We start from the raw sequence: 18,263 nt of genomic DNA, 5'->3' as shown, positions 1-18,263 counted from the left end.
TGTGCGTCGGGATTCCAGCACGTCCTGGATCACACAAATGGCAAGTCTGCGAGCGTACCTGGAACCATCTGGCCCTTGAGGGAAGCAGGTAAGTCAATGGAAAACCTCAGCAGGCGAAAGGCTCTGTCGCTCGGGGTGGCACTCGGCCTGGTGAGTGTGGCGCACCCCGTGCAGGCGTGGGCGTCGACCGGCTCGGCGACCGGCGCCGCCGCGGGCACCGGTCCCGAGTGGATCTGGGACGACGCGGCGGACCCCCTGATGGCCTCGATGCTCACGAACGGACACGTGCCGGCGATCAACACCGCGTGGGCGTCGTGGGTGAACAACAACGACCCGCTGCCCAGCGGCCTGCCGGCCGAATTCGCCGCCTACCTGCGGCAGGTCAACCGGCTGCCCTCATGGGCCGACCCCGTCAAGCTCGCCCGTGCCGCCGACTTCAACCGGCGCCGGGACACCTACCTCTTCATGCTGTACGGGCTCGGCAGCGGCATCATGAGCACCGTCATCCCGCGCGAGGCCAAGAGCGTCTACTGGTCCGCGGGCGGTGCCGACATGCAGGACCGCGCGGCCAAGACGTTCACGTTCGGCTACGACCTGTCCGAGCTGGGGGCCTTCACGCCGACGGGACAGTTCGTGGTCACCGCGAACAAGACGCGTGTGGTGCACGCCGCGGTGCGTCACCTGCTGCCGCAGTCGCCGCACTGGCGGGCGGTGGCCGACGAGACCATCCCGATCAGCGCCGCCGACATCCTGGTCACCTTCCACAGCCTGGGCACCTACGTCTACCGCAAGCTGGTCGACTGGAAGATCCCGTTCCCGGCCGCGGACCGGGAGGCGTTCCTGCACTCGTGGCAGGTCGCCGTCCACCTGCTCGGTGTACCGGACGAGCACATCCCGCGGACCTGGGCGGAGGCCGAGGCGCAGTCGGCGCGGGTGCTCACCCCGATCCTCAGCCCGTCGACCGAGGGCATCGAGCTGGCCGAGGAGCTCCTGGGCCTGACCGCACAGATCGACCTCGGCGTCACCCGGGGGTTCCTGAACGAGTTCGTGCGCTATGTCCTCAGTGACGAGGTCGGCGACTGGCTGGGACTGAAGCGCGACTACGCGGCGGCGGCCCTGGTCCGCACCGGATGGCCGGCGTTCATCCTGTTCCGGGAAGGGCTGTCGCCCGTCATGCCCGGCACCTTCTACCTGTTCGACCAGTTCGTGCGCGCCCTGGCCATGCTGTTCCTCAACAAGGGCTCCTCCGGGGCCACCACCCCCATCACCATCCCGACCGGAAACAGGGCGGCCTGAGCCGCCGGTCCGCCCCACCTGTACCCGCCCCGCGACAGCCGGACCGGGGCGGGGCAGGGGGGCTGCCTCAAAGACCCAGTGCGCCCACGACCAGCGCGGTCACGGCCTCACGATGGTCAGGGCTGTCCTGCCACCGCAGCCTGCGCCCCGCCTCGACGACCACGCCGAATCCCGCGTGCACCAGCACCCTGGCCTGGCGCGGGTCCAGCTCCGGCCGGGCCAGCCGCAACTGCTGCTCCCAGACGGCGATGTGCTCCCGTTGCGCCAGGACCACCGGCCGCCGCAGGTCGTCCGGCAAGCCGGCGAGCTCGGCCTCGGCGACGCTGTTCAGCTCGGTGTACTCGAAGCTGTAGGCCACGTACGTCGCGGCCAGCGCCACGAGGGCGTCGTGCGGGTCGGTCACCCCCTGCAGACTCCGCTCCACCCCCTGGGCCAGCAGTCCCGCCGCCTGCAGGCATGCCGCCGCCAGGATGTCGATCTTGCCGGGGTAGTGGCGGTAGAGCGCGGACGGGGTCAGCCCCACCACCTCCGCGATCCGTCCGTTGGTGACGTTCGCGAAGCCGTCCCGGGCGAACAGCGGGATGGCGGCCGCGAGGATCTCCGCCCGTCGGGTGCGCGCCACCGGCCGGGCGGGCAGCTCCACCGGGTGCGCGCCCGGCCCGCCCGCCACCGGATCGGTCGCGGCCACCCTGAGGGCGGACGCCAGCAGCAGGTCCTCGGCCCGGCGTTGGGCGATGGAGATGTGGTGCATGGTGATGGACCCGATCGCGCCGAGGGCCGCCATGGCCCGCAGGCGCTCGTCGGGCAGGGGGTGTTCGCGCCGTACCGCCGCGTCGACCCGCTCGACGAGATGGGCGAACTTCACTCCGAGACGCCGGCGGTCCTCGCCGTCGAGGTACCTGGCCTCCCATCGGTACACGCCGCCCGACGCGCGATGAGCCACGGTGACCCGGGTGAGCGCGGCGAGCACATCCCTCAGGGCCGCCCCGGAGGGCACCTCGTCGAGCGCCGTGACCAGCCGGTCGACCATGACGTGGGCGCACTCGGCGAACAGCGCGTACTTGTTCGGGAAGTGCCGGTACAGAGCGGCCGCGGTGATGCCCACCCCGGCGGCGACCTCTTCCATGGACGCCTTGTGGTAGCCGCGCTCGCTGAAGACCCGCCCGGCCGCGTCGACGATGAGCTGCCTGCGGTTGCGAGGCCGCGTGGCCGCGGCCGGATCGGCGGTCGCGGCCGAACGGGCGGACGGGGAGGCGGGGGCCATGCGGATCAGTCAATCACAGGCCGTCAGAAGCGGGCCGTGGGCGGTTCGGCGGGGGACACGCCGTCCGGCAGCGCCGTTCCCGGTGCCGGAGCGGCCGGTCAGCAGATGGTTCAGCCGAAGGTGAGGACCGGCTTGACGACGGTGCCGTCCCGCATGCCGGTCACGGCCGCGCCGATGTCCTCGAACGGGAACGTGGTGACCAGCTTGTCGACCGGCAGCAGACCCCGCCCGTGCAGGGCGATCAGCTCGGGGACGAAGCGGCCGGGGTCGGAGTCCCCCTCGATCACACCGTGGACGCGGACGCCCTTGGCGAGCAGGCCCATCACGTCGAACGTCACCTCACCGCCCATGCCGAGAAGGGCGAGGTCGCCGCGCGGGCGCAGCGCCCCGACGGCCCGGCGGGCCATCTCCGGACGGCCGGTGGTCTCGACGACGTGGTGGGCGCCCCCGCCGGTGAGGTCATGCAGCGCCCCCACCAGACCGTCCCCGGGGGCCAGCGCCGCCGTGGCACCGAGTGCGGTGGCCAGGGCGCGGCGGGAGGCGACCGGGTCGACGGCCACCACCGGGTCGCAGCCCGCGACCACCGCGGCCATCAACGCGCTCAGCCCGACCCCGCCCGCGCCCAGGACGACCAGCGAGGAGCCCGGTTCGGGGCGCAGGCGGTTGAGCACGGTGCCCGCGCCCGTCTGGACGCTGCACCCCAGCGGCGCGGCGACCGCGGCGGACAGGCCGGAGTCCACCTTGACCACACCGCGTTCGTGCACGACGGCATGCGTGGCGAAGCTGGACTGGCCGAAGAAACCGGCGTGCAGCGGTCTGCCGTCGAGGGAGAGCGGAGTGGTGCCGTCGGCGCGGCCACCGGAGAAGTTCAGCGCCCGCGCGGCGTGGCAGTAGGCCGGGTGCCCCGTCACGCACTGCTCGCAGGCGCCGCAGCTGGCGAAGGTGAGGCAGACCCGGTCTCCGGGGGCGAGGCCGGTCACCTCCGCGCCCACCGCCTCGATCCGTCCGGCTCCCTCGTGGCCGAAGACCATGGGGGTGAGCTGCCGTGGCCAGGTGTCCCGCATCCTCAGGTCGGTGTGGCAGATGCCGACGGCGGTCATCGCCACCAGCACCTCACGTGGTCGCGGGTCGTCAAGTTCTGCTTCCCGCACGGTGAACGGCGCACCGGGCGCCTCGGTGACCGCGGCCCGAACGCGTCTCACACGCCCTCTTCGGAGCCCGCGCCGCCGTGCCGGGCGCCGGGGGCGGCGACGCGTTCGAGGAAGAAGTAGTAGAAGGGACCCTCCGCGGGGATCCCCTTGCCGTTCATGACCCCCATCAAGGTGGTGTCGTCGACCCACTTGAAGTGGTCCAGGACCGGCCGGCCGTCATAGATCATGGTGGCCGTCGTCTCGCCCCGGAACTCCACGGTCCACAGGCTCGCCTCGCCCTGGCCGAGCTCCTGGTCGGAATACAGCTGACCCGAAGCGTCCCGGCAGATCAGCGGCTTGACGTCGTGCACGGTGGTGAACGTCTTGCCGTACCAGCCGGCCTTCACCAGCATGCCGTTGAGGGGATGCCCGGTGTCGAACTCACCGCCCCGCCACTCGCCGAGCATGTCCTCGGGGCGGACGGTGGCCAACGCCGCCCAGATGTCGTCCAGTTCGGCGGGATCGACCAGGTCGTTCCGCTCCCTTAGCTCCTGGAACCGGGCGCGGGCCTCGATCGCGTCCATGCGGGGTGTCCTCTCGTCGGAGCGTCACCCTGGAAGGGGGACGTCAGGATGGGGCCGGGGTGTGCGCGGCGGCACCCCGGAGCGCGGAGCGCCGCGGATGCGGCAGCGGAGGGTGACCGGTGACCGCGCCGGGGTGGCCGACGGTGCCGAGGCTCAGCAGCACGTGGCGCTCGGCGACCTCCTCCGCCGTGAGCGGGCCGTCCGCCCGGAACCAGTTGGCGACCCCCTGGCACATCACGAGCACCGAACGCACCGCGTCGGCCGGGATCGGCGTGGTGAACACGCCCTGGGCGCGGCCGGTCTCGACCGTGTCCAGCAGCATGTGCTCCAGATAGTCGCGCAGGGCGACGTAGCGCGCCCGGTTCTCGGGCTCCAGGCTGCGGATCTCCGTGTCCAGGAAGGCCAGTTGCTGACGGTGGGCCATGTACAGCACGATCGACTCGACCATGCCGCAAAAGCGCGCCAGCGGATCGTCCCCGGCCTCCCCGGCCGCGGCCCGGCAGCGGTCCAGGACGTCCTTGATGGACGTCTCCAGCAACGTGGCCAGCAGCGCCTGCTTGTTCTCGTAGTGGTAGTACAGCGCGGGCACGGTGACGCCGACCCGTCCGGCGATGTCGCGGACCGAAGTGCCGTGGTAGCCGTGCTCGTTGAAGGCCTCCATGGCGCGCATCAGGATCGGGTGCAGGTCCAGGGGCGCGTAGGAGCGCCAGTGCTCCGCCGGTGGGGTGGAGTCCTGGCTCGGCGCGGTGTTCAACGGCTCTCCTCGGGACGGGCGGCGACCGGCGACATCGTACGACCGTGAGTCCGACGCCCCTCCTTCCACCTGCTTAGCGATCGATCAGCCAGGGGTGGCATCCGCAGTCGTTCCGAGGCAACTTTCCCGGCCCACGCCCACAAAAACAAGTCCCGCACGGGTAGTTGACCGACCGGCACGGCACTTCTACGTTTTAGCGAACGCTCAGTAAGTCTCCGGCTGAAGGGCGGTGAGCCCGCCCCGCCCCGAGAAGGGAACCCATGAGCCGGCACTCCACCGACCGACCCGGCCGCGAGGTGACGGGCCCGCTGGACGGCGTGCGCGTGGTCGAGCCGGCGGGCATCGGCCCCGGTCCGTTCGCCGCGATGGTGCTGGCCGACCTGGGCGCCGACGTGGTGCGGGTGGACCGCCCCGGCGCCTCGCCGCTCGGCGGGGACCCCGCCCACGACGTGACCAACCGCAACAAGCGCTCCGTGGTGATCGACCTCAAGTCACCCGAAGGGCCCCGCACCGTAAGGGCGTTGACCGCGCGCGCCGACATCCTCGTGGAGGGCGACCGCCCCGGTGTCGCCGAGCGGCTCGGGGTCGGCCCCGAGGAGTGCCTGGCCGTCATCCTCGCGCTGGTCTACGGCCGGATGTACGGCTGGGGCCGGCGCGGACCTCTCGCCTCCCTCGCCGGACACGACATCGGCTGCATCGCCACCGCCGGCGCCCTGTCCATGATCGGCACCCCGGACGGCCAACCCGTCCCTCCGGTGAACCTGCTCGGCGACTACGCGGGCGGCTCCCTCCATCTGACCACCGGCGTCCTCGCCGCGCTGCTCACCGCCCGCGCCACCGGCCGCGGCCAGGTGGTGGACGCCGCGATCGTGGACGGCACCGCACACCTCACCACCATGTTCTGGGGCATGCTCGCCGAGGGCATCTGGCGGGACGCCCGCGGCCGCACCCTGCTCGACGGCGGCTGCCCCTCCTACGGCGTCCACGAGACCGCCGACGCCGGCTGGATGGCGGTCGGCGCTCTGGAACCGCAGTTCCACGCGGTCTTCGTCTCCCTGCTGGGCCTGGACACCGAGGACCTCCCGGACCGCGCCGACCCGCACAACCGGCCCGCCCTGCGCGCCGAGTTCACCGCCCGGTTCAAGATGGCCACCCGGACCGAGTGGACCGCGGCCCTCGAAGGCACCGACGCCTGCGTCGCCCCCGTGCTCTCGCTGCACGAGGCGGCCGGCCACCGGCGCCTGGCCGGCCGCGGCACCTGCACCGAGGCCTACGGCATCACCCAGCCCGCCCCCACCCCCCGCTTCTCCGCCATCCCCGGCACCCTCCGGCTCCCGCCGGCCGTGCCCGGCGCGCACACCCCCGACCTGGCCCGCGACCGGGACGTGCCCGAACTCCTGAAGGACCACCGCTGATGGAACTGTCCACACCCCTGACGTACGCCGCTGAACCACGGGCCGCCGCGGACCGGGCAGCCCTCCTGGAGTCCGCCGGTCTGGATGCCGTCTGGGTCGCCGAGGCCTACGGCTTCGACTCCCCGACGATCCTCGGCTACCTCGCCGCGAAGACCGAGCGGATGCGGATCGGCTCGGCCATCCTCAACGTCTACTCCCGCACCCCCGCGCTGATCGCCCAGACCGCCGTCGGCCTCGACGCCCTCACCGGCGGCCGCGCCCTCCTCGGCGTCGGCGCCTCCGGACCCCAGGTCGTCGAGGGCTGGCACGGCCGCCGGTACGACCGCCCCCTGGGCCGCACCCGCGAGGTGATCGAGCTGTCCCGGCGGATCTGGCGGCGCGAGGTCATCGAGCACCACGGCATCACCGACCTGCCCCTGCCACCCGAGCGGGGAGGCACCCTCGGCAAACCGCTGAAGCTGCTCAACCACCCGGTCCGCGACACGATCCCCGTCTACGTCGCGGCGCTGGGCCCGGCCAACGTCCGGATGACCGCCGAGATCGCCGACGGCTGGCTGCCCTTCCTCTACGTCCCCGAACACGCCGACGAGGTCTGGGGCAACGCCCTGACCGAGGGCACCGCCAGGCGCGACCCCGCGCTCGGCCCGCTGTCGGTCGTGGCGGGCGGCCCGCTGGCCATCGGCGACGACGCCGAGGCCGCGCGCGACCTGATGCGCCCCACCGTCGCCCTCTACGTCGGCGGCATGGGCGCGCCCGGCCGCAACTTCTACTTCGACCTGGTCTGCGCCTACGGCTACGAGGCCGCCGCGGCGGCTGTCCAGGAGCACTACCTCGCGGGCCGCAAGAAGGACGCGGAAGCCGCCGTACCGGCCGAACTCCTGGAGCGGCTGTGCCTGGCCGGCCCCGAGGGCTACGTCCGCGACCGCGTCGAGGTCTTCCGCGCGGCGGGCGTGACCATGCTCAACGTCACCCCCGTCGGACCCGATCCCGCCCGGCTGATCGAACGCGTGAGGAGCTGGCTGTGACCGTGCGGCGGATCCGCAGGACGCCCATCGTGGTCAACGACTCCCGCGGCTTCCTCACTTCCCGCGTCATCGGCCCCTTCCTGCGCGAGACCGGGCGGGGCGACACGATCACCGACTCCTGATCCGCCCGCCCGGCCCTACGGGGCCCGCCCGCAAGGGCTTCCCCCCGCCCCGGTCTCCCCAGCAGTTCCCTCTCCGACCTCAAGGAGGCCCCGATGACATCGGCCCCCCGCATCACCGGTGACCTGCCGGACGACCCTGCCGACCGGACCCTGCCGCAGTTGCTGGCCCGGAACGCACGGGAGTACCCCCAGCTCCACGCCCTTTCCTGGCAGCCGCCGGACTCGGACGGCGAGTGGACGACGTATCGCTGGGCGGAGGTCGACGAGCACACCCGGTGCCTCGCCGCCGGCTACCGGGCCTTGGGGGTGGGCCGCGGCGACCACGTGCTGATGATGATGTCCAACCGGCCCGAACACTGGCTGTCCGACCTGGCGTTGGTCCGCCTCGGCGCGATCCCGGTCAGCGTCTACGGCACCGCCGCCCCCGAGCAGATCCAGCACATCGCCCGCAACTGCCGTGCCCGCCTCGCCGTCGTGGAAGGAGCGGCCCAGGCGGCGGTGTGGGAGCCGCTGCTGTCCGACGGCGAAACCCCGCTGGAGCGACTGGTGGTGGCCGAGCCGGGTACCGAGAACGGTCACACCGCGTACGCGGACCTGCTCCGCGAGCCGGTGCCGCAGGGGTTCGCCGCGGAACTGGACGCCGCCCGCCCCGAGGACCCCCTGACCGTCGTCTACACCTCGGGCACCACCGGCGAGCCCAAGGGCGTCGTCCTCACCCACCGCGTGGTGATGGCCAACGCCCTCGCGCTGGACGCCGTGGTGGAGCTGCCCCCGCACGCCGAGCACATCTGCTATCTCCCCTTCGCCCACATCGCCGAGCGGATGCTCGGCATCTACCTGCCCTGCCACCGCGCCTCGCACGTCTACCTCTGCGCCGACCCGACGCGCGTGGGTGAGGTGGTGCGCAAGGTGCGTCCCAGGCAGTTCTTCGGCGTACCGCGGATCTGGGAGAAACTGTCCGCCGCCGTGCGGGCCGTCCTCTCGCTGATGCCGGCCGACCAACTGGCCGTCATAGAGCGGGCGTTCGAGGTCGCCCGGGAGCACGTCGGGTACCGCGAACGCGGCGAGGAGCCGCCCGCCGAGCTGGAGGAGCGCTACCTGCGCGCCCGCAAGGACGTCCTGCTGCCCATGCTGGCCGCGGGCGGTCTGGACCGGGTGACCTGGACGGCCAGCGCGTCGGCGCCGATGTCGGCCGAAGTGGTGCGGTTCTGGGCCGGGTTCGGCATCGTCATCATGGACGCCTGGGGGCTGACCGAGACCACCGGCGTGGCCACCAGCAACAGCCCGAAGACGGGCTTCCGGCTCGGCTCGGTGGGACGGCCGGTGGAGAGCGTGGAGATCCGCGTCGCCGAGGACGGCGAGATCCTGGTGCGGGGCCCGTCCGTCTTCTCCGGCTACCTCCAGCCGGACGGCTCGGCGCGGTCCGCCCTGGACGCCGACGGCTGGCTGGCCACCGGTGACATCGGCCGCATCGACGCGGACGGCTACCTCTGGCTCACCGACCGGAAGAAGGAGATGATCATCACCTCCACCGGCAAGAACGTCTCACCGGCTCTGGTGGAGAACGCTCTCAAGGAACACCCGCTGATCGGCCAGGCCATGGTGCACGGCGACAACCGCTCCTACCTCGTCGCCCTGTTGGTGCTCGACGCGGAGGCCGCCCCCGCCTGGGCCGCGGCCCACGGCGTCGAGGCGGAGGGGGGCCTGGCCGGGCTGGTGCGACACCCCGCCGTGCGGGCCGAGGTGGACCGTGCGGTGGCCGCCGCCAACACCCGGCTCAACCGCACCGAGCAGGTCAAGCGGTACGAGCTGCTGGCCGAGGAGTGGGGTCCGGCGAGCGGCGAGCTGACGCCGTCGCTGAAGATGCGGCGGCGGATCATCCGGGACAAGTACGCCGACGAACTGTCCGCGCTCTACAAGGACTGACCCCGGGACGTCGTCCCACGGCGACCGCCCACCCCGTCCGGGGGCGGGCGGCCACCGTGCCGGGACGGCTCACAGGCCGTAGGTCTTGCCGATGACGTCCCGCTGGATCTCGCTGGTCCCGCCGTAGACCGTGGAGACGACCGCGGCGCGCAGGTGGCGCTCCATGTCGAACTCCGTGGTGTAGCCGTAGCCGCCCATCATCTGCATGCCCTCCAGGGCGGTCCGCTTGGCGATCTCGGTGGCCTTCAGCTTCGCCATGGACGCCTCGCGCGGGAACAGCCTCTCTGGCCGCGCGTCGCAGTCCAGGGCCACCTCGCGCACCAGCAGCCGTACGCACTCGATCTCGGTGGCGAGATCGGCGACCCGGTGCCGGAGCGCCTGGAAGGAGCCGACGGGCCGGCCGAACTGCTCGCGTTCACCGATGTAGGAGACGGCGTCGTCGAAGGCGCGGCGTGCCAGGCCCAGCATGTTCGCGGCGAGGAAGAGCCGTTCGTGGTTCAGGCCGGCCATCAACTGCCGCCAGCCGTGGTCCACTTGGCCGACGACGGCGTCCGCGGGCAGCCGCACGCCGGTGAGGAAGACGTCGTTGACCTCCCGGCCGCGCATGGTCTCGATGCCCCGCACCTCCACGCCCGGGGTGTCGGCGGGCAGATGGAACATGGTGAGACCGCCGTGCTTGTCCTCGCCGGTACGGGCCACCAACAGGATGCTCCGCGCGCAGTGCGCGTTGGAGATCCAGGTCTTCTGACCGTCGATCACCCAGGTGCCGTCCTTCTCCCGCCGGGCCCGGCAGCGCAGCGCGCCGACGTCCGACCCGGCCCCTGGCTCCGACATGGCGATGGCGAGGACGTCCCCGCGTACGGCGCCGGGCAGCACCTCCTGCCGCTGCCGCTCGGTGCCGAACCGCTCGTACACCTTCGCGGTGATGACGGTGGTGATGAACCCCCCGCACGGGACCATCCCGTACGAGGTCTCCTCCAGGAAGAGGCAGGCGTCGGCCACCTCGCCGCCGGAGCCCCCGTACTTCTCGGGCAGGCACACCCCGAGCCAGCCCAGGTCGGCGAGCCTGCCGTACAGCCCGGGGTGGTGGGCCTCGCGGCCGCCGCCGGTCAGCGCGTCGCGCTGTTCCCGGGTGCCGCACTCGCGCTTGGCGAAATCGCGCACGGCCGCGGCGAAGGCGGCTTGTTCCTCGGTGAGTCGACTGCCCATCAGGTCCTCCGGGATCCGGCGCCGGTCGGCGGCTCGGTCAGATCGGGCACGCAGTGATGTTACAGAGATACGATAGTTGTTTCACAGGAGCTGGGGGAGTCGTTCGCCGGTATCGTGAGGAGCACCATGAGAACTGACACGAACGACTCGTGGCTCGCGCGGGCCCTCGCCCAGCCGGAGCCGGAGGACCGCACGGCGCAGCGGATCCTCGACGCAGCACTGGAGCAGTTCACCCTTCTCGGTCTGCGCCGCTCCTCCGTGGACGACGTCGCGAAGCGGGCCGGCGTCTCCCGGGTCACCGTGTACCGGCGCTTCCAGACCAAGGACAAGCTGGTCGAGGAGACCCTGCTGCGCGAGCTCAGCCGGTTCTTCCAGCGTCTCGACGCCGCGGTGGCCGCGCTGCCGACCATGAGGGAACGGGTCGTCGAGGGCTTCGTGGTCGCCCTGCGCCACACGCGCGCCCATCCCCTCTTCGGCGGCCTGCTGCGCCTCGAACCCGAGTTGGTGCTGCCCTATCTGACCGTGCAGGGCAGCTCCTCGCTCTCCGCCACCGTCGAGTACCTGACGGTCCATCTGCGCCGGGCGCAACAGGTCGAGGGCCGCCCCGACCAGGACCCGCGTCCGGTCGCCGAGCTGATGGTGCGGGTCGCCGTGTCCTTCCTGCTCAACCCCGCCAGCTGCATCGAGATGGAGGACGAGGGCCAGGCCCGGGCTTTCGCCCGCCGCTACCTGGCCCCGCTGCTGGACGCCTGAGCGGCCGGCCGCGCGGGCCCGCCGTTCAGCGGCGCCGGTGCAGGGCCCGCGCCAGCCGCACCGCGCGCTCCCGTGTGGCGGCCGGGACGGTGAAGGTGGTCAGCGCGATCGGCGGGGTGAACCGCTGCACGGTCGTCGACTGCACGGAGGTGAAGGCGCGCAGCCCCTCCTCGCCGTGGATCCGCCCGAAGCCGGAGTCCTGCGCACCCCCGAACGGCAGCGCCGGTACGGCGGCGAAGCCGAGCACCGAGTTCACCGACACCGCCCCGGCCCGCAGGCGCGCGGCGATGGCGGCACCGGCGCGTCTGTCGCGGCAGAACACCGCGGCGCCCAGGGCGTAACGCGAGGCGTTGGCGCGGGCCACCGCCTCGTCCACGTCGGCCACCGGGTTGATCGCCACGACCGGCCCGAAGGTCTCCTCCGTCATCGCCGCCGCGTCCTCCGGTACGTCGGTCAGCACGACCGGCGCGACGTACGGAGCGCGCACCGACTCCGGTCCGCCCAGCAGGGCCCGGCCCCCCGCCGAGAGCGCGCTGGTCACATGCCGCTCCACGACGGCGGCCTGGCCCGGGAGCGTCATCGGGCCGTAGGAAGCGTCCGCCTCGGCACCAGGGCGGACCGCCCCGGCCCGCTCGACCACCCGCTCGCACAGAGCCGCGTGGATCTCCCGCACCGCGTAGACCCGCTCCACCCCCGCACAGGTCTGGCCCGCGTTGCTCAGCGCACCCCACACGATCGCGTCGGCGGCCGCGTCCAGGTCCGCGTCCGCGGTGACGATCACCGCGTCCTTCCCGCCGCACTCGGCGAGGAACGGCGTCAGCGTCAGCGCGCACACCGCCATCACCTTGCGGGCCGTCCCCGGCGAACCGGTGAACGCCAGCTTGTCGACCCCGGACCGGGCCAGGGCGTCCCCGGTGGGCGCGGCGCCGGTGACGGTGGAGAGCAGTCCGGCATGTTCGGGCACGGCGGCGTCGAAGAGCTCGGCCAGCAGGACCCCGGTGCCCGGGGTCAGTTCGGACGGCTTGAAGACCACGGCGTTGCCCGCGGCCAGGGCGTAACCGATGGAGCCCATGGGGGTGTACAGCGGGTAGTTCCAGGGGCCGATCACGCCGACCACGCCCAGCGGCCGGTACACCAGCGAGGCCCGCTGGTGCGCGGCGAACACTCCGGTACTCACCTTCCGCCGACGCAGTACCCGCCCGGCGTGGCGTGCGGCCCAGCCCAGGTGCTCCAGCGTGAGGACGACCTCCAGCGCGGCGTCACCGGGCGGCTTGCCGGTCTCCTCGGCGATGGTGCGGGCCACGGTGTCCAGGTCGGTGGCGAGGGCCTTCTTCCAGCGCAGCAACTGCTCACGCCGCCGGGACGCGGGGAGCGCCGCCCACCCGGCCTGGGCGCTCCGGGCCCGCGACACGGCCCGGAACACCTCTTCCGGCCCGTGCACCGGGTGCTCGGCGAGCGGCTTGCCGGTGGCGGGGGAGTGGGTGACGAAGGTGGCGAGGGGTGGTGCGGTGGCGGCCGGGGTGGTGTCGGTCATCGACTCTCCTGACGGGAGGCATGCGGGGCGGACGGCTGCGCCGCGGGGGTGGAGGGCTGCGCCGCGGGGGTGTAGGGCTGGGCCGCGGGGGTGGAGGGCTGCGCTGCGGGGGTGGAGGGCTGCGCTGCTTGGGCGGAGGGCTCCGCTGCGGGCTTCTGCGCCGGGGCGGGGGCTCCTTTCCCGGGGTTCGGTGGCTGGGTGGAGGGCCCGTCCGTCGGTTTCTGCGCCGGGGTGGGGGCTCGGTCCATGGGGTTCTGTGCCGGGGTGGAGGGCTTTTCCGTGGGGGCTTGCGCCTGTGCGGAGGGGCGGTCCGTCGGTGCTTGTGCCGGGGTGGAGGCTCGACCTCTGGGGTTCTGCGCCGGGACGGAGGTTTCTCCTGGCGGGGTTTGCACCTGGGTGGAGGGCCCGTCCGTCGGTTTCTGTGCCGGGGCGGAGGGACGGTCCGTCGGTGTTTGCCCCGGAGTGGAGGCTCCTTCCCCCGGTTTCTGCGCCGGGGCGGAGGGCCGGTCCGTCCGTGTTTGCGCCGGGGCGCAGGGCCCGTCCGCCGATCGCTCCCCCTTGGCGGAGGCCCCTTCCGCCGGGGTCTCGTCCTGGAGCGGGGTCTGCGGGCGGGAGTGTGCCCAGTGCGGGCCGAGATCGTCCAGGGTCCAGCCGAACGGGTACGTGCGCGCCTTGGGCTTGCGTGGGAACCACTCGGGCCGTGCGGGCAGCAGCCGGATCGCCGCGGCCCGGGTGCGGAACGCACGGTGGACCGCGACCCGCAGCCAGCGCGGTTCCGGCGCAAAGCCGAGGGCTTTCAGCAGCGGTTCGTCCAGGACGGCGAGCGGGACCCGGGAGGCCAGCCGCCGCACCGGGGCCGGGTACCAGGAGGCCAGGACCCCCAGGGTGGCCGCGGCGACCCGGCGGTTGGCGGGGTGGTAGGAGAACATCTCCCGCTCGTAGTCGTCGTGGAGCCGCTCGAACTCGGCATAGGTGCCGGGGACGCCGGAGATGCCCATCATCTCGCCCATCCGCCGGCCCATCAGCGCCAGACTCTCGGTCTCCTGCTCGCACAGGCGCCGCCAGCCGAACCGGTCGATCCACCGCTTCGGCCCCACCACGGTGGTGGCCAGGACGTAGAGGAAGTCCTCGTTGACAATGGGGTAGCGCCCGTGGATGCGGTTCAGATGGCGGGCGGCTGCCCGCCCGTGCTCCGAGTCCGTCCCCTCACGGACCATCTCGTACGTGATCAGCACCGTGTCGTCGTAGCGCTTCTGGCCGGACCGCTCGAACTCCTGTGTGCGGTCCAGGAGTCGGGATATGCGCGGGACGCCGTAGTCGCGCAGGAACGCGATCGACGTCCCGTGGAGATAGTCGCGGGGGAACTCGTAGTGGATGATCCACCGGTAGATCTGCTCGAAGTCCTGCTGCGGATCCAGCCGCCGGATCCGGCGGAGCCGGCTGTAGCGGCCCATGGGCGAGCCCTCCCGGGGAATCACGGCCACCCAGTCCATAGGGAGCGCCCCCTGTGAGTCGATGATACTGAAACTATTGAGTTGTTTCACGAGACGTCAATACCCGGGGGACAGCTGACCGGACGTGGCGGTCGTTGTAGTCTCCGAAGACCGCCCTTGACCCGCTGAGCGGGCAGGGAGCAGACCAATTGGGAGCTGTTCATGCTGCGAACCATGTTCAAGTCCAAGATCCACCGAGCCACCGTCACCCAGGCCGACCTGCACTACGTGGGATCGGTGACCATCGACGCGGAGCTGCTCGACGCCGCCGATCTGCTGCCCGGCGAGCTGGTGCACATCGTCGACATCACCAACGGCGCCCGGCTGGAGACGTACGTCATCGAGGGCGAGCGCGGCTCCGGGGTGATCGGGATCAACGGTGCCGCCGCCCATCTCGTGCACCCCGGGGATCTGGTGATCATCATCAGTTACGCTCAGGTCACCGACGCCGAGGCGCGCGCGCTCCAGCCGCGGGTCGTGCACGTGGACCGCGACAACCGGATCGTGGCTCTCGGCGCCGACCCGTCGGAGCCGGTGCCGGGCTCGGACCAGCAGCGCAGCCCGCAGGCCGTACCGGCCTGAGCGGAGCAGACGGACCGGACGGACCAGGAGCGTGCCCGTGAGCGAGATCGAGATCGAGATCCGTGACGACCGGGCGGCGGGCCGCCTGGAGGCAGTCGCGGGCGGCGAAGTGGTCGGCCGGATCGAGTACTTCGTCCTCGATGCCCCCGGGCGCGCCCTGGTCCCGGTTCACACCGTCGTCGAGCCCGCCCATGAGGGCAAGGGCATCGCCGGCTCCCTCGCCCGCGAGCTGTACGCCGTCGCCGAGCACGAGGGCACGGTCGTCGCCCCGCTGTGCCCGTACGTCGTCAAGTGGGCGGAGCGCCACCCCGACGAGGCCCCCGTCGCCGACCCCGAGCTGCTGCGCGCGGCGAAGGAATGGGTCGTGGCGCACCCCGGCCGCTTCTGATGGCCCTCGCCCTCCTGCACACCTCGCCCGTCCACGTCCCCGTCTTCGACGTCCTACGCGACGAGGCCCACCTGGGGCTGGAGCTGCGGCACGTCGTCGACGAGCGGCTGCTGGAACGGGCCCGCGCGGAGGGCCCCGACGCGGTCGCGGAGGACGTGGCCGCGATCCTGCGCCGCGCCGTCGCCGAGGGCGCGCGTGCCGTGCTGTGCACCTGCTCGACCATCGGCGGCGTGGCCGAGGCGGCCGACGTCGGCGTACCCGTGCTGCGCGTCGACCGTCCGATGGCGGCAGCCGCGGTCGCGACCGGCACCCGCGTCGTTGTCCTCGCCGCCCTGGAGAGCACGCTCGGCCCGACGGCGGACCTGATCCGGGAGGAGGCCGAGCGCGCCGGACGCCCGGTCGAGGTGCGGACCCGGCTCGTCGAGGGGGCCTGGGCGCGGTTCGAGGCGGGCGACGCGCACGCGTACGCGACGCTGGTCGCCTCCGCCGCCGACGAGGTCACCGACGCCGACGCGATCGTCCTGGCCCAGGCCTCGATGGCCCCGGCGCAGCGGCTGACCACGACCGCCGTCCCCGTGCTCTCCAGCCCGCGTCCGGGCCTGGCTGCCGGGGCCCAGGCGGGTGACTGCACGGGCGAGCCGGGGTACGCGGGGCAGTAGTCCTAGGAGCCGCCGCTTCATCCAAGGCTGGAGGACACGATGACCAACCCGTACCCGGACCCGGTCCACCCGGACCCGACCCCGGGCCCCGCCCCGACCCCGGACCCGGCCCCCGCGCCGACGCCGGGTCCCCCGCCGACCCCGGACCCGCGTCCGGCGCCGGGCCCCGTCCCCACGCCCCCGCCCTCACCGCCGGGCCCGCAGCCGGTCCCGGACCCGAGTCCGTCCCCGGTCCCACCGGGCCCGGAGCCGGTCCCGAACCCGGAACCGGGCCCGCCGCTGTCGTGAGGCAAGGGGCTCGGTAGAAGAACGCGGCGAGCGCAGTCGTACGGAGGGACGCGGGGCGCGATCGGCCCCGCGTCCCTCCATGAGCCCCGCCAAGCGGTCTCCCCGCCCGGTCCCGAACCCGGGCCGGGCCCGCTGCTGTCGTCAGTCAGGTGGCTAGCAGAAGAACGCGGCGAGCGCAGTCGTGCCGAGGGGCACGGCTGCTGGCAACTGGCCGCGCCCGCCCGATCCCGCCAAGCGGTCTCCCCGCCCGGTCCCGAACCCGGAGCGGGCCCGCCGCTGTCGTGAGGCAGACGGCTCGGCAGTAGAACGCGGCGAGCGCCCACGTACCGAGGGGCGCAGGGCGCAACAGGCCCCCGCCCACCCGCGCAAGCCCTCCTACCCGGTCACCTCCGACCGGTCCCCGCCCCACAGCGTGTGGAACGACCCCTCCCGGTCCACCCTCCGGTACGTGTGCGCCCCGAAGAAGTCCCGCTGCCCCTGCGTCAGCGCCGCGGGCAACCGCTCGGCACGCAGCGCGTCGTAGTACGCGAGGGCCGCGGAGAAGCCCGGAGTCGGTACGCCCTGCCGGGTCGCCGCCACGATCACCTCACGCCAGTCGTCCTGAGCGGACGCGATCTCGCCGGCGAACGTCTCGTCCGCCAGCAGGCTCGGCAGATCCGCCCGGGCGTCGTAGGCCGCGCGGATCCGGTCCAGGAACGCGGCCCGGATGATGCACCCGCCGCGCCAGATCGCGGAGACGGCACCGAGATCGATGTCCCAGTCGTACTCGGCGCGCGCCGCGTCCATCTCGTGGAAGCCCTGCGTGTAGGACACGATCTTCGAGGCGTACAGCGCCTGCTCGACGCGGTCGGCGAAGGTGGCCGCCTCGGCTTCACCGAGCGGCGCCGCCTTCGGTCCCGCCAGCTCCCGCGAAGCGGCCCGCAGCTCCGCGTGGCCGGACAGGGAACGCGCGAAGACGGCCTCGGCGATACCCGACACCGGGACGCCCAGGTCCAGCGCGATCTGCACGGTCCACCGCCCCGTGCCCTTCTGCTCCGCCTGGTCCACCACGACGTCCACGAACGGCTTGCCCGTCGCCTCGTCCACGTGGGCCAGCACCTCGGCCGTGATCTCGATCAGGTAGGAGTCGAGACGGCCGGTGTTCCACGTCCGGAAGATCTCCGCGATCTGCGCGGGGGAGTAGCCCGCGACATCGCGCAGCAGCTGGTACGCCTCACCGATCAGCTGCATGTCGGCGTACTCGATGCCGTTGTGCACCATCTTCACGAAGTGCCCGGCGCCGTCCGGACCCACGTGCGTCACGCAGGGCGCCCCGTCCTTCGCCTTCGCGGAGATCTTCTCCAGCATCGGGCCGAGCGAGTCGTACGACTCCTTCGGGCCGCCCGGCATGATGCTCGGGCCGTTGAGCGCGCCCTCCTCGCCGCCGGAGACGCCCATGCCGACGAAGTGGATGCCCTGCTCGCGCAGTTCCCGCTCACGGCGCCGGGTGTCGGCGAAGTGCGCGTTGCCGCCGTCGATGATCATGTCGCCGGGCTCCAGGAGCGGGGCGAACTCCTGGATCACCGCGTCGGTGGGCTCACCGGCCTTCACCATGACGACCAGGCGGCGGGGCCGCTCCAGCGCCGCCACGAAGTCCTTGGCGGTCTCGGCCGCGATGAACTCGCCCTCACCGCCGAACTCCTCCACCAGCGCGTGGGTACGCGCCGACGTCCGGTTGTGCACCGCGACCGTGTAGCCGTTGCGGGCGAAGTTGCGGGCGAGATTGCGTCCCATGACCGCGAGACCCGTGACGCCGATCTGGGCTGAATTGCTCATTCCGTTGGCTCCTAAGGAATCCGGTA

At 72.7% G+C, this 18,263-nt stretch carries 16 protein-coding genes and 1 pseudogene; 9 read left to right on the top strand and 8 right to left on the bottom strand.

Annotation, left to right across the window (positions count from 1 at the left end; translation table 11 throughout):
* The first annotated feature begins 96 nt into the window (after positions 1 to 96).
* On the top strand, positions 97 to 1,296 hold the full coding sequence (locus ACFYW5_RS23350; RefSeq protein ID WP_389418997.1) for an oxygenase MpaB family protein: 1,200 nt from the start codon (positions 97 to 99) through the stop codon (positions 1,294 to 1,296).
* Between the two features lie 67 nt (positions 1,297 to 1,363).
* Here the strand turns inward: ACFYW5_RS23350 and ACFYW5_RS23345 are convergent, their stop codons facing one another.
* From ACFYW5_RS23345 to ACFYW5_RS23330, 4 genes are all read right to left on the bottom strand, one after another.
* Entirely contained in the window at positions 1,364 to 2,560 is a 1,197-nt protein-coding gene (locus tag ACFYW5_RS23345; RefSeq protein WP_389418996.1) for a TetR/AcrR family transcriptional regulator, read from the bottom strand.
* A 110-nt stretch (positions 2,561 to 2,670) separates the two neighbouring features.
* Positions 2,671 to 3,762, bottom strand: coding sequence for an NAD(P)-dependent alcohol dehydrogenase (locus ACFYW5_RS23340; RefSeq protein ID WP_389418995.1), 1,092 nt, complete (start codon positions 3,760 to 3,762; stop codon positions 2,671 to 2,673).
* Positions 3,759 to 4,274, bottom strand: coding sequence for a DUF4334 domain-containing protein (locus ACFYW5_RS23335; RefSeq protein ID WP_389418994.1), 516 nt, complete (start codon positions 4,272 to 4,274; stop codon positions 3,759 to 3,761). Before ACFYW5_RS23335 ends, ACFYW5_RS23340 begins: the two co-directional genes overlap by 4 nt.
* Positions 4,275 to 4,317: 43 nt before the next feature.
* Positions 4,318 to 5,028, bottom strand: a complete 711-nt coding sequence (locus tag ACFYW5_RS23330; protein ID WP_389418993.1) for a TetR/AcrR family transcriptional regulator — start codon at positions 5,026 to 5,028, stop codon at positions 4,318 to 4,320.
* 260 nt (positions 5,029 to 5,288) lie between these two features.
* Between ACFYW5_RS23330 and ACFYW5_RS23325 the strand changes: the two genes are divergently transcribed.
* From ACFYW5_RS23325 to ACFYW5_RS23310, 4 genes are all read left to right on the top strand, one after another.
* Positions 5,289 to 6,443 (top strand): CaiB/BaiF CoA transferase family protein, encoded by a 1,155-nt coding sequence (locus ACFYW5_RS23325; protein ID WP_389418992.1) that lies wholly within the window; start codon positions 5,289 to 5,291, stop codon positions 6,441 to 6,443.
* Positions 6,443 to 7,468, top strand: a complete 1,026-nt coding sequence (locus ACFYW5_RS23320; RefSeq protein WP_389418991.1) for an LLM class F420-dependent oxidoreductase — start codon at positions 6,443 to 6,445, stop codon at positions 7,466 to 7,468. The genes ACFYW5_RS23325 and ACFYW5_RS23320 overlap by 1 nt, the downstream gene beginning before the upstream one ends.
* A complete protein-coding gene (locus ACFYW5_RS23315) occupies positions 7,465 to 7,590 on the top strand; it encodes a hypothetical protein (protein WP_389419227.1) in 126 nt (41 codons plus the stop codon). The genes ACFYW5_RS23320 and ACFYW5_RS23315 overlap by 4 nt, the downstream gene beginning before the upstream one ends.
* 93 nt (positions 7,591 to 7,683) lie before the next feature.
* Complete coding sequence (locus ACFYW5_RS23310) at positions 7,684 to 9,516, top strand: AMP-dependent synthetase/ligase (protein ID WP_389418990.1); 1,833 nt, start codon at positions 7,684 to 7,686, stop codon at positions 9,514 to 9,516.
* A 69-nt stretch (positions 9,517 to 9,585) separates the two neighbouring features.
* On the opposite strand, the gene ACFYW5_RS23305 is transcribed toward ACFYW5_RS23310, so the two are convergent.
* Complete coding sequence (locus ACFYW5_RS23305) at positions 9,586 to 10,725, bottom strand: acyl-CoA dehydrogenase family protein (protein WP_389418989.1); 1,140 nt, start codon at positions 10,723 to 10,725, stop codon at positions 9,586 to 9,588.
* 126 nt (positions 10,726 to 10,851) lie between these two features.
* Here ACFYW5_RS23305 and ACFYW5_RS23300 point away from each other — a divergent pair, with 126 nt between their 5' ends.
* Complete coding sequence (locus tag ACFYW5_RS23300) at positions 10,852 to 11,478, top strand: TetR/AcrR family transcriptional regulator (protein ID WP_389418988.1); 627 nt, start codon at positions 10,852 to 10,854, stop codon at positions 11,476 to 11,478.
* A gap of 25 nt (positions 11,479 to 11,503) precedes the next feature.
* On the opposite strand, the gene ACFYW5_RS23295 is transcribed toward ACFYW5_RS23300, so the two are convergent.
* Both ACFYW5_RS23295 and ACFYW5_RS23290 read right to left on the bottom strand, forming a co-directional pair.
* The gene (locus ACFYW5_RS23295) at positions 11,504 to 13,012 is read right to left on the bottom strand and encodes an aldehyde dehydrogenase family protein (RefSeq protein WP_389418987.1); all 1,509 of its coding nucleotides are present in this window, start codon (positions 13,010 to 13,012) and stop codon (positions 11,504 to 11,506) included.
* A gap of 575 nt (positions 13,013 to 13,587) precedes the next feature.
* Positions 13,588 to 14,466, bottom strand: a pseudogene (locus ACFYW5_RS23290) (oxygenase MpaB family protein); the annotation flags it as partial.
* Between the two features lie 201 nt (positions 14,467 to 14,667).
* On the opposite strand from ACFYW5_RS23290, the gene panD reads away from it, so the two are divergent.
* Genes panD through ACFYW5_RS23275 form a run of 3 tightly spaced genes read left to right on the top strand, consistent with a single transcriptional unit; the run spans position 14,668 to position 16,134 of the window.
* Positions 14,668 to 15,087: an aspartate 1-decarboxylase gene (gene panD, locus ACFYW5_RS23285; RefSeq protein ID WP_389418986.1), complete on the top strand. Its 420-nt coding sequence runs from the start codon at positions 14,668 to 14,670 to the stop codon at positions 15,085 to 15,087.
* 37 nt (positions 15,088 to 15,124) lie between these two features.
* Entirely contained in the window at positions 15,125 to 15,475 is a 351-nt protein-coding gene (locus ACFYW5_RS23280; RefSeq protein WP_389418985.1) for a GNAT family N-acetyltransferase, read from the top strand.
* Positions 15,475 to 16,134 (top strand): aspartate/glutamate racemase family protein, encoded by a 660-nt coding sequence (locus ACFYW5_RS23275; RefSeq protein ID WP_389418984.1) that lies wholly within the window; start codon positions 15,475 to 15,477, stop codon positions 16,132 to 16,134. Before ACFYW5_RS23280 ends, ACFYW5_RS23275 begins: the two co-directional genes overlap by 1 nt.
* 663 nt (positions 16,135 to 16,797) lie before the next feature.
* On the opposite strand, the gene gndA is transcribed toward ACFYW5_RS23275, so the two are convergent.
* Complete coding sequence (gene gndA, locus ACFYW5_RS23270; protein ID WP_389418983.1) at positions 16,798 to 18,237, bottom strand: NADP-dependent phosphogluconate dehydrogenase; 1,440 nt, start codon at positions 18,235 to 18,237, stop codon at positions 16,798 to 16,800.
* Positions 18,238 to 18,263: the final 26 nt, after the last annotated feature.

The sequence above is a fragment of the Streptomyces sp. NPDC002779 genome, assembly GCF_042888685.1.
GTDB lineage: Bacteria > Actinomycetota > Actinomycetes > Streptomycetales > Streptomycetaceae > Streptomyces.
The sequence above is the reverse complement of the archived record's forward strand: the minus strand, read 5'-3'. Positions and strand labels throughout refer to the sequence as shown.

Bases quoted from the DNA above. Each gene is read 5' to 3' on its own strand.
- ACFYW5_RS23350 (WP_389418997.1), top strand. From the start codon at position 97: ATGGAAAACCTCAGCAGGCGAAAGGCTCTGTCGCTCGGGGTGGCACTC.
- ACFYW5_RS23345 (WP_389418996.1), bottom strand. From the start codon at position 2,560: ATGGCCCCCGCCTCCCCGTCCGCCCGTTCGGCCGCGACCGCCGATCCG.
- ACFYW5_RS23335 (WP_389418994.1), bottom strand. From the start codon at position 4,274: ATGGACGCGATCGAGGCCCGCGCCCGGTTCCAGGAGCTAAGGGAGCGG.
- ACFYW5_RS23325 (WP_389418992.1), top strand. From the start codon at position 5,289: ATGAGCCGGCACTCCACCGACCGACCCGGCCGCGAGGTGACGGGCCCG.
- ACFYW5_RS23320 (WP_389418991.1), top strand. From the start codon at position 6,443: ATGGAACTGTCCACACCCCTGACGTACGCCGCTGAACCACGGGCCGCC.
- ACFYW5_RS23310 (WP_389418990.1), top strand. From the start codon at position 7,684: ATGACATCGGCCCCCCGCATCACCGGTGACCTGCCGGACGACCCTGCC.
- ACFYW5_RS23305 (WP_389418989.1), bottom strand. From the start codon at position 10,725: ATGGGCAGTCGACTCACCGAGGAACAAGCCGCCTTCGCCGCGGCCGTG.
- ACFYW5_RS23300 (WP_389418988.1), top strand. From the start codon at position 10,852: ATGAGAACTGACACGAACGACTCGTGGCTCGCGCGGGCCCTCGCCCAG.
- ACFYW5_RS23295 (WP_389418987.1), bottom strand. From the start codon at position 13,012: ATGACCGACACCACCCCGGCCGCCACCGCACCACCCCTCGCCACCTTC.
- panD (WP_389418986.1), top strand. From the start codon at position 14,668: ATGCTGCGAACCATGTTCAAGTCCAAGATCCACCGAGCCACCGTCACC.
- ACFYW5_RS23275 (WP_389418984.1), top strand. From the start codon at position 15,475: ATGGCCCTCGCCCTCCTGCACACCTCGCCCGTCCACGTCCCCGTCTTC.
- gndA (WP_389418983.1), bottom strand. From the start codon at position 18,237: ATGAGCAATTCAGCCCAGATCGGCGTCACGGGTCTCGCGGTCATGGGA.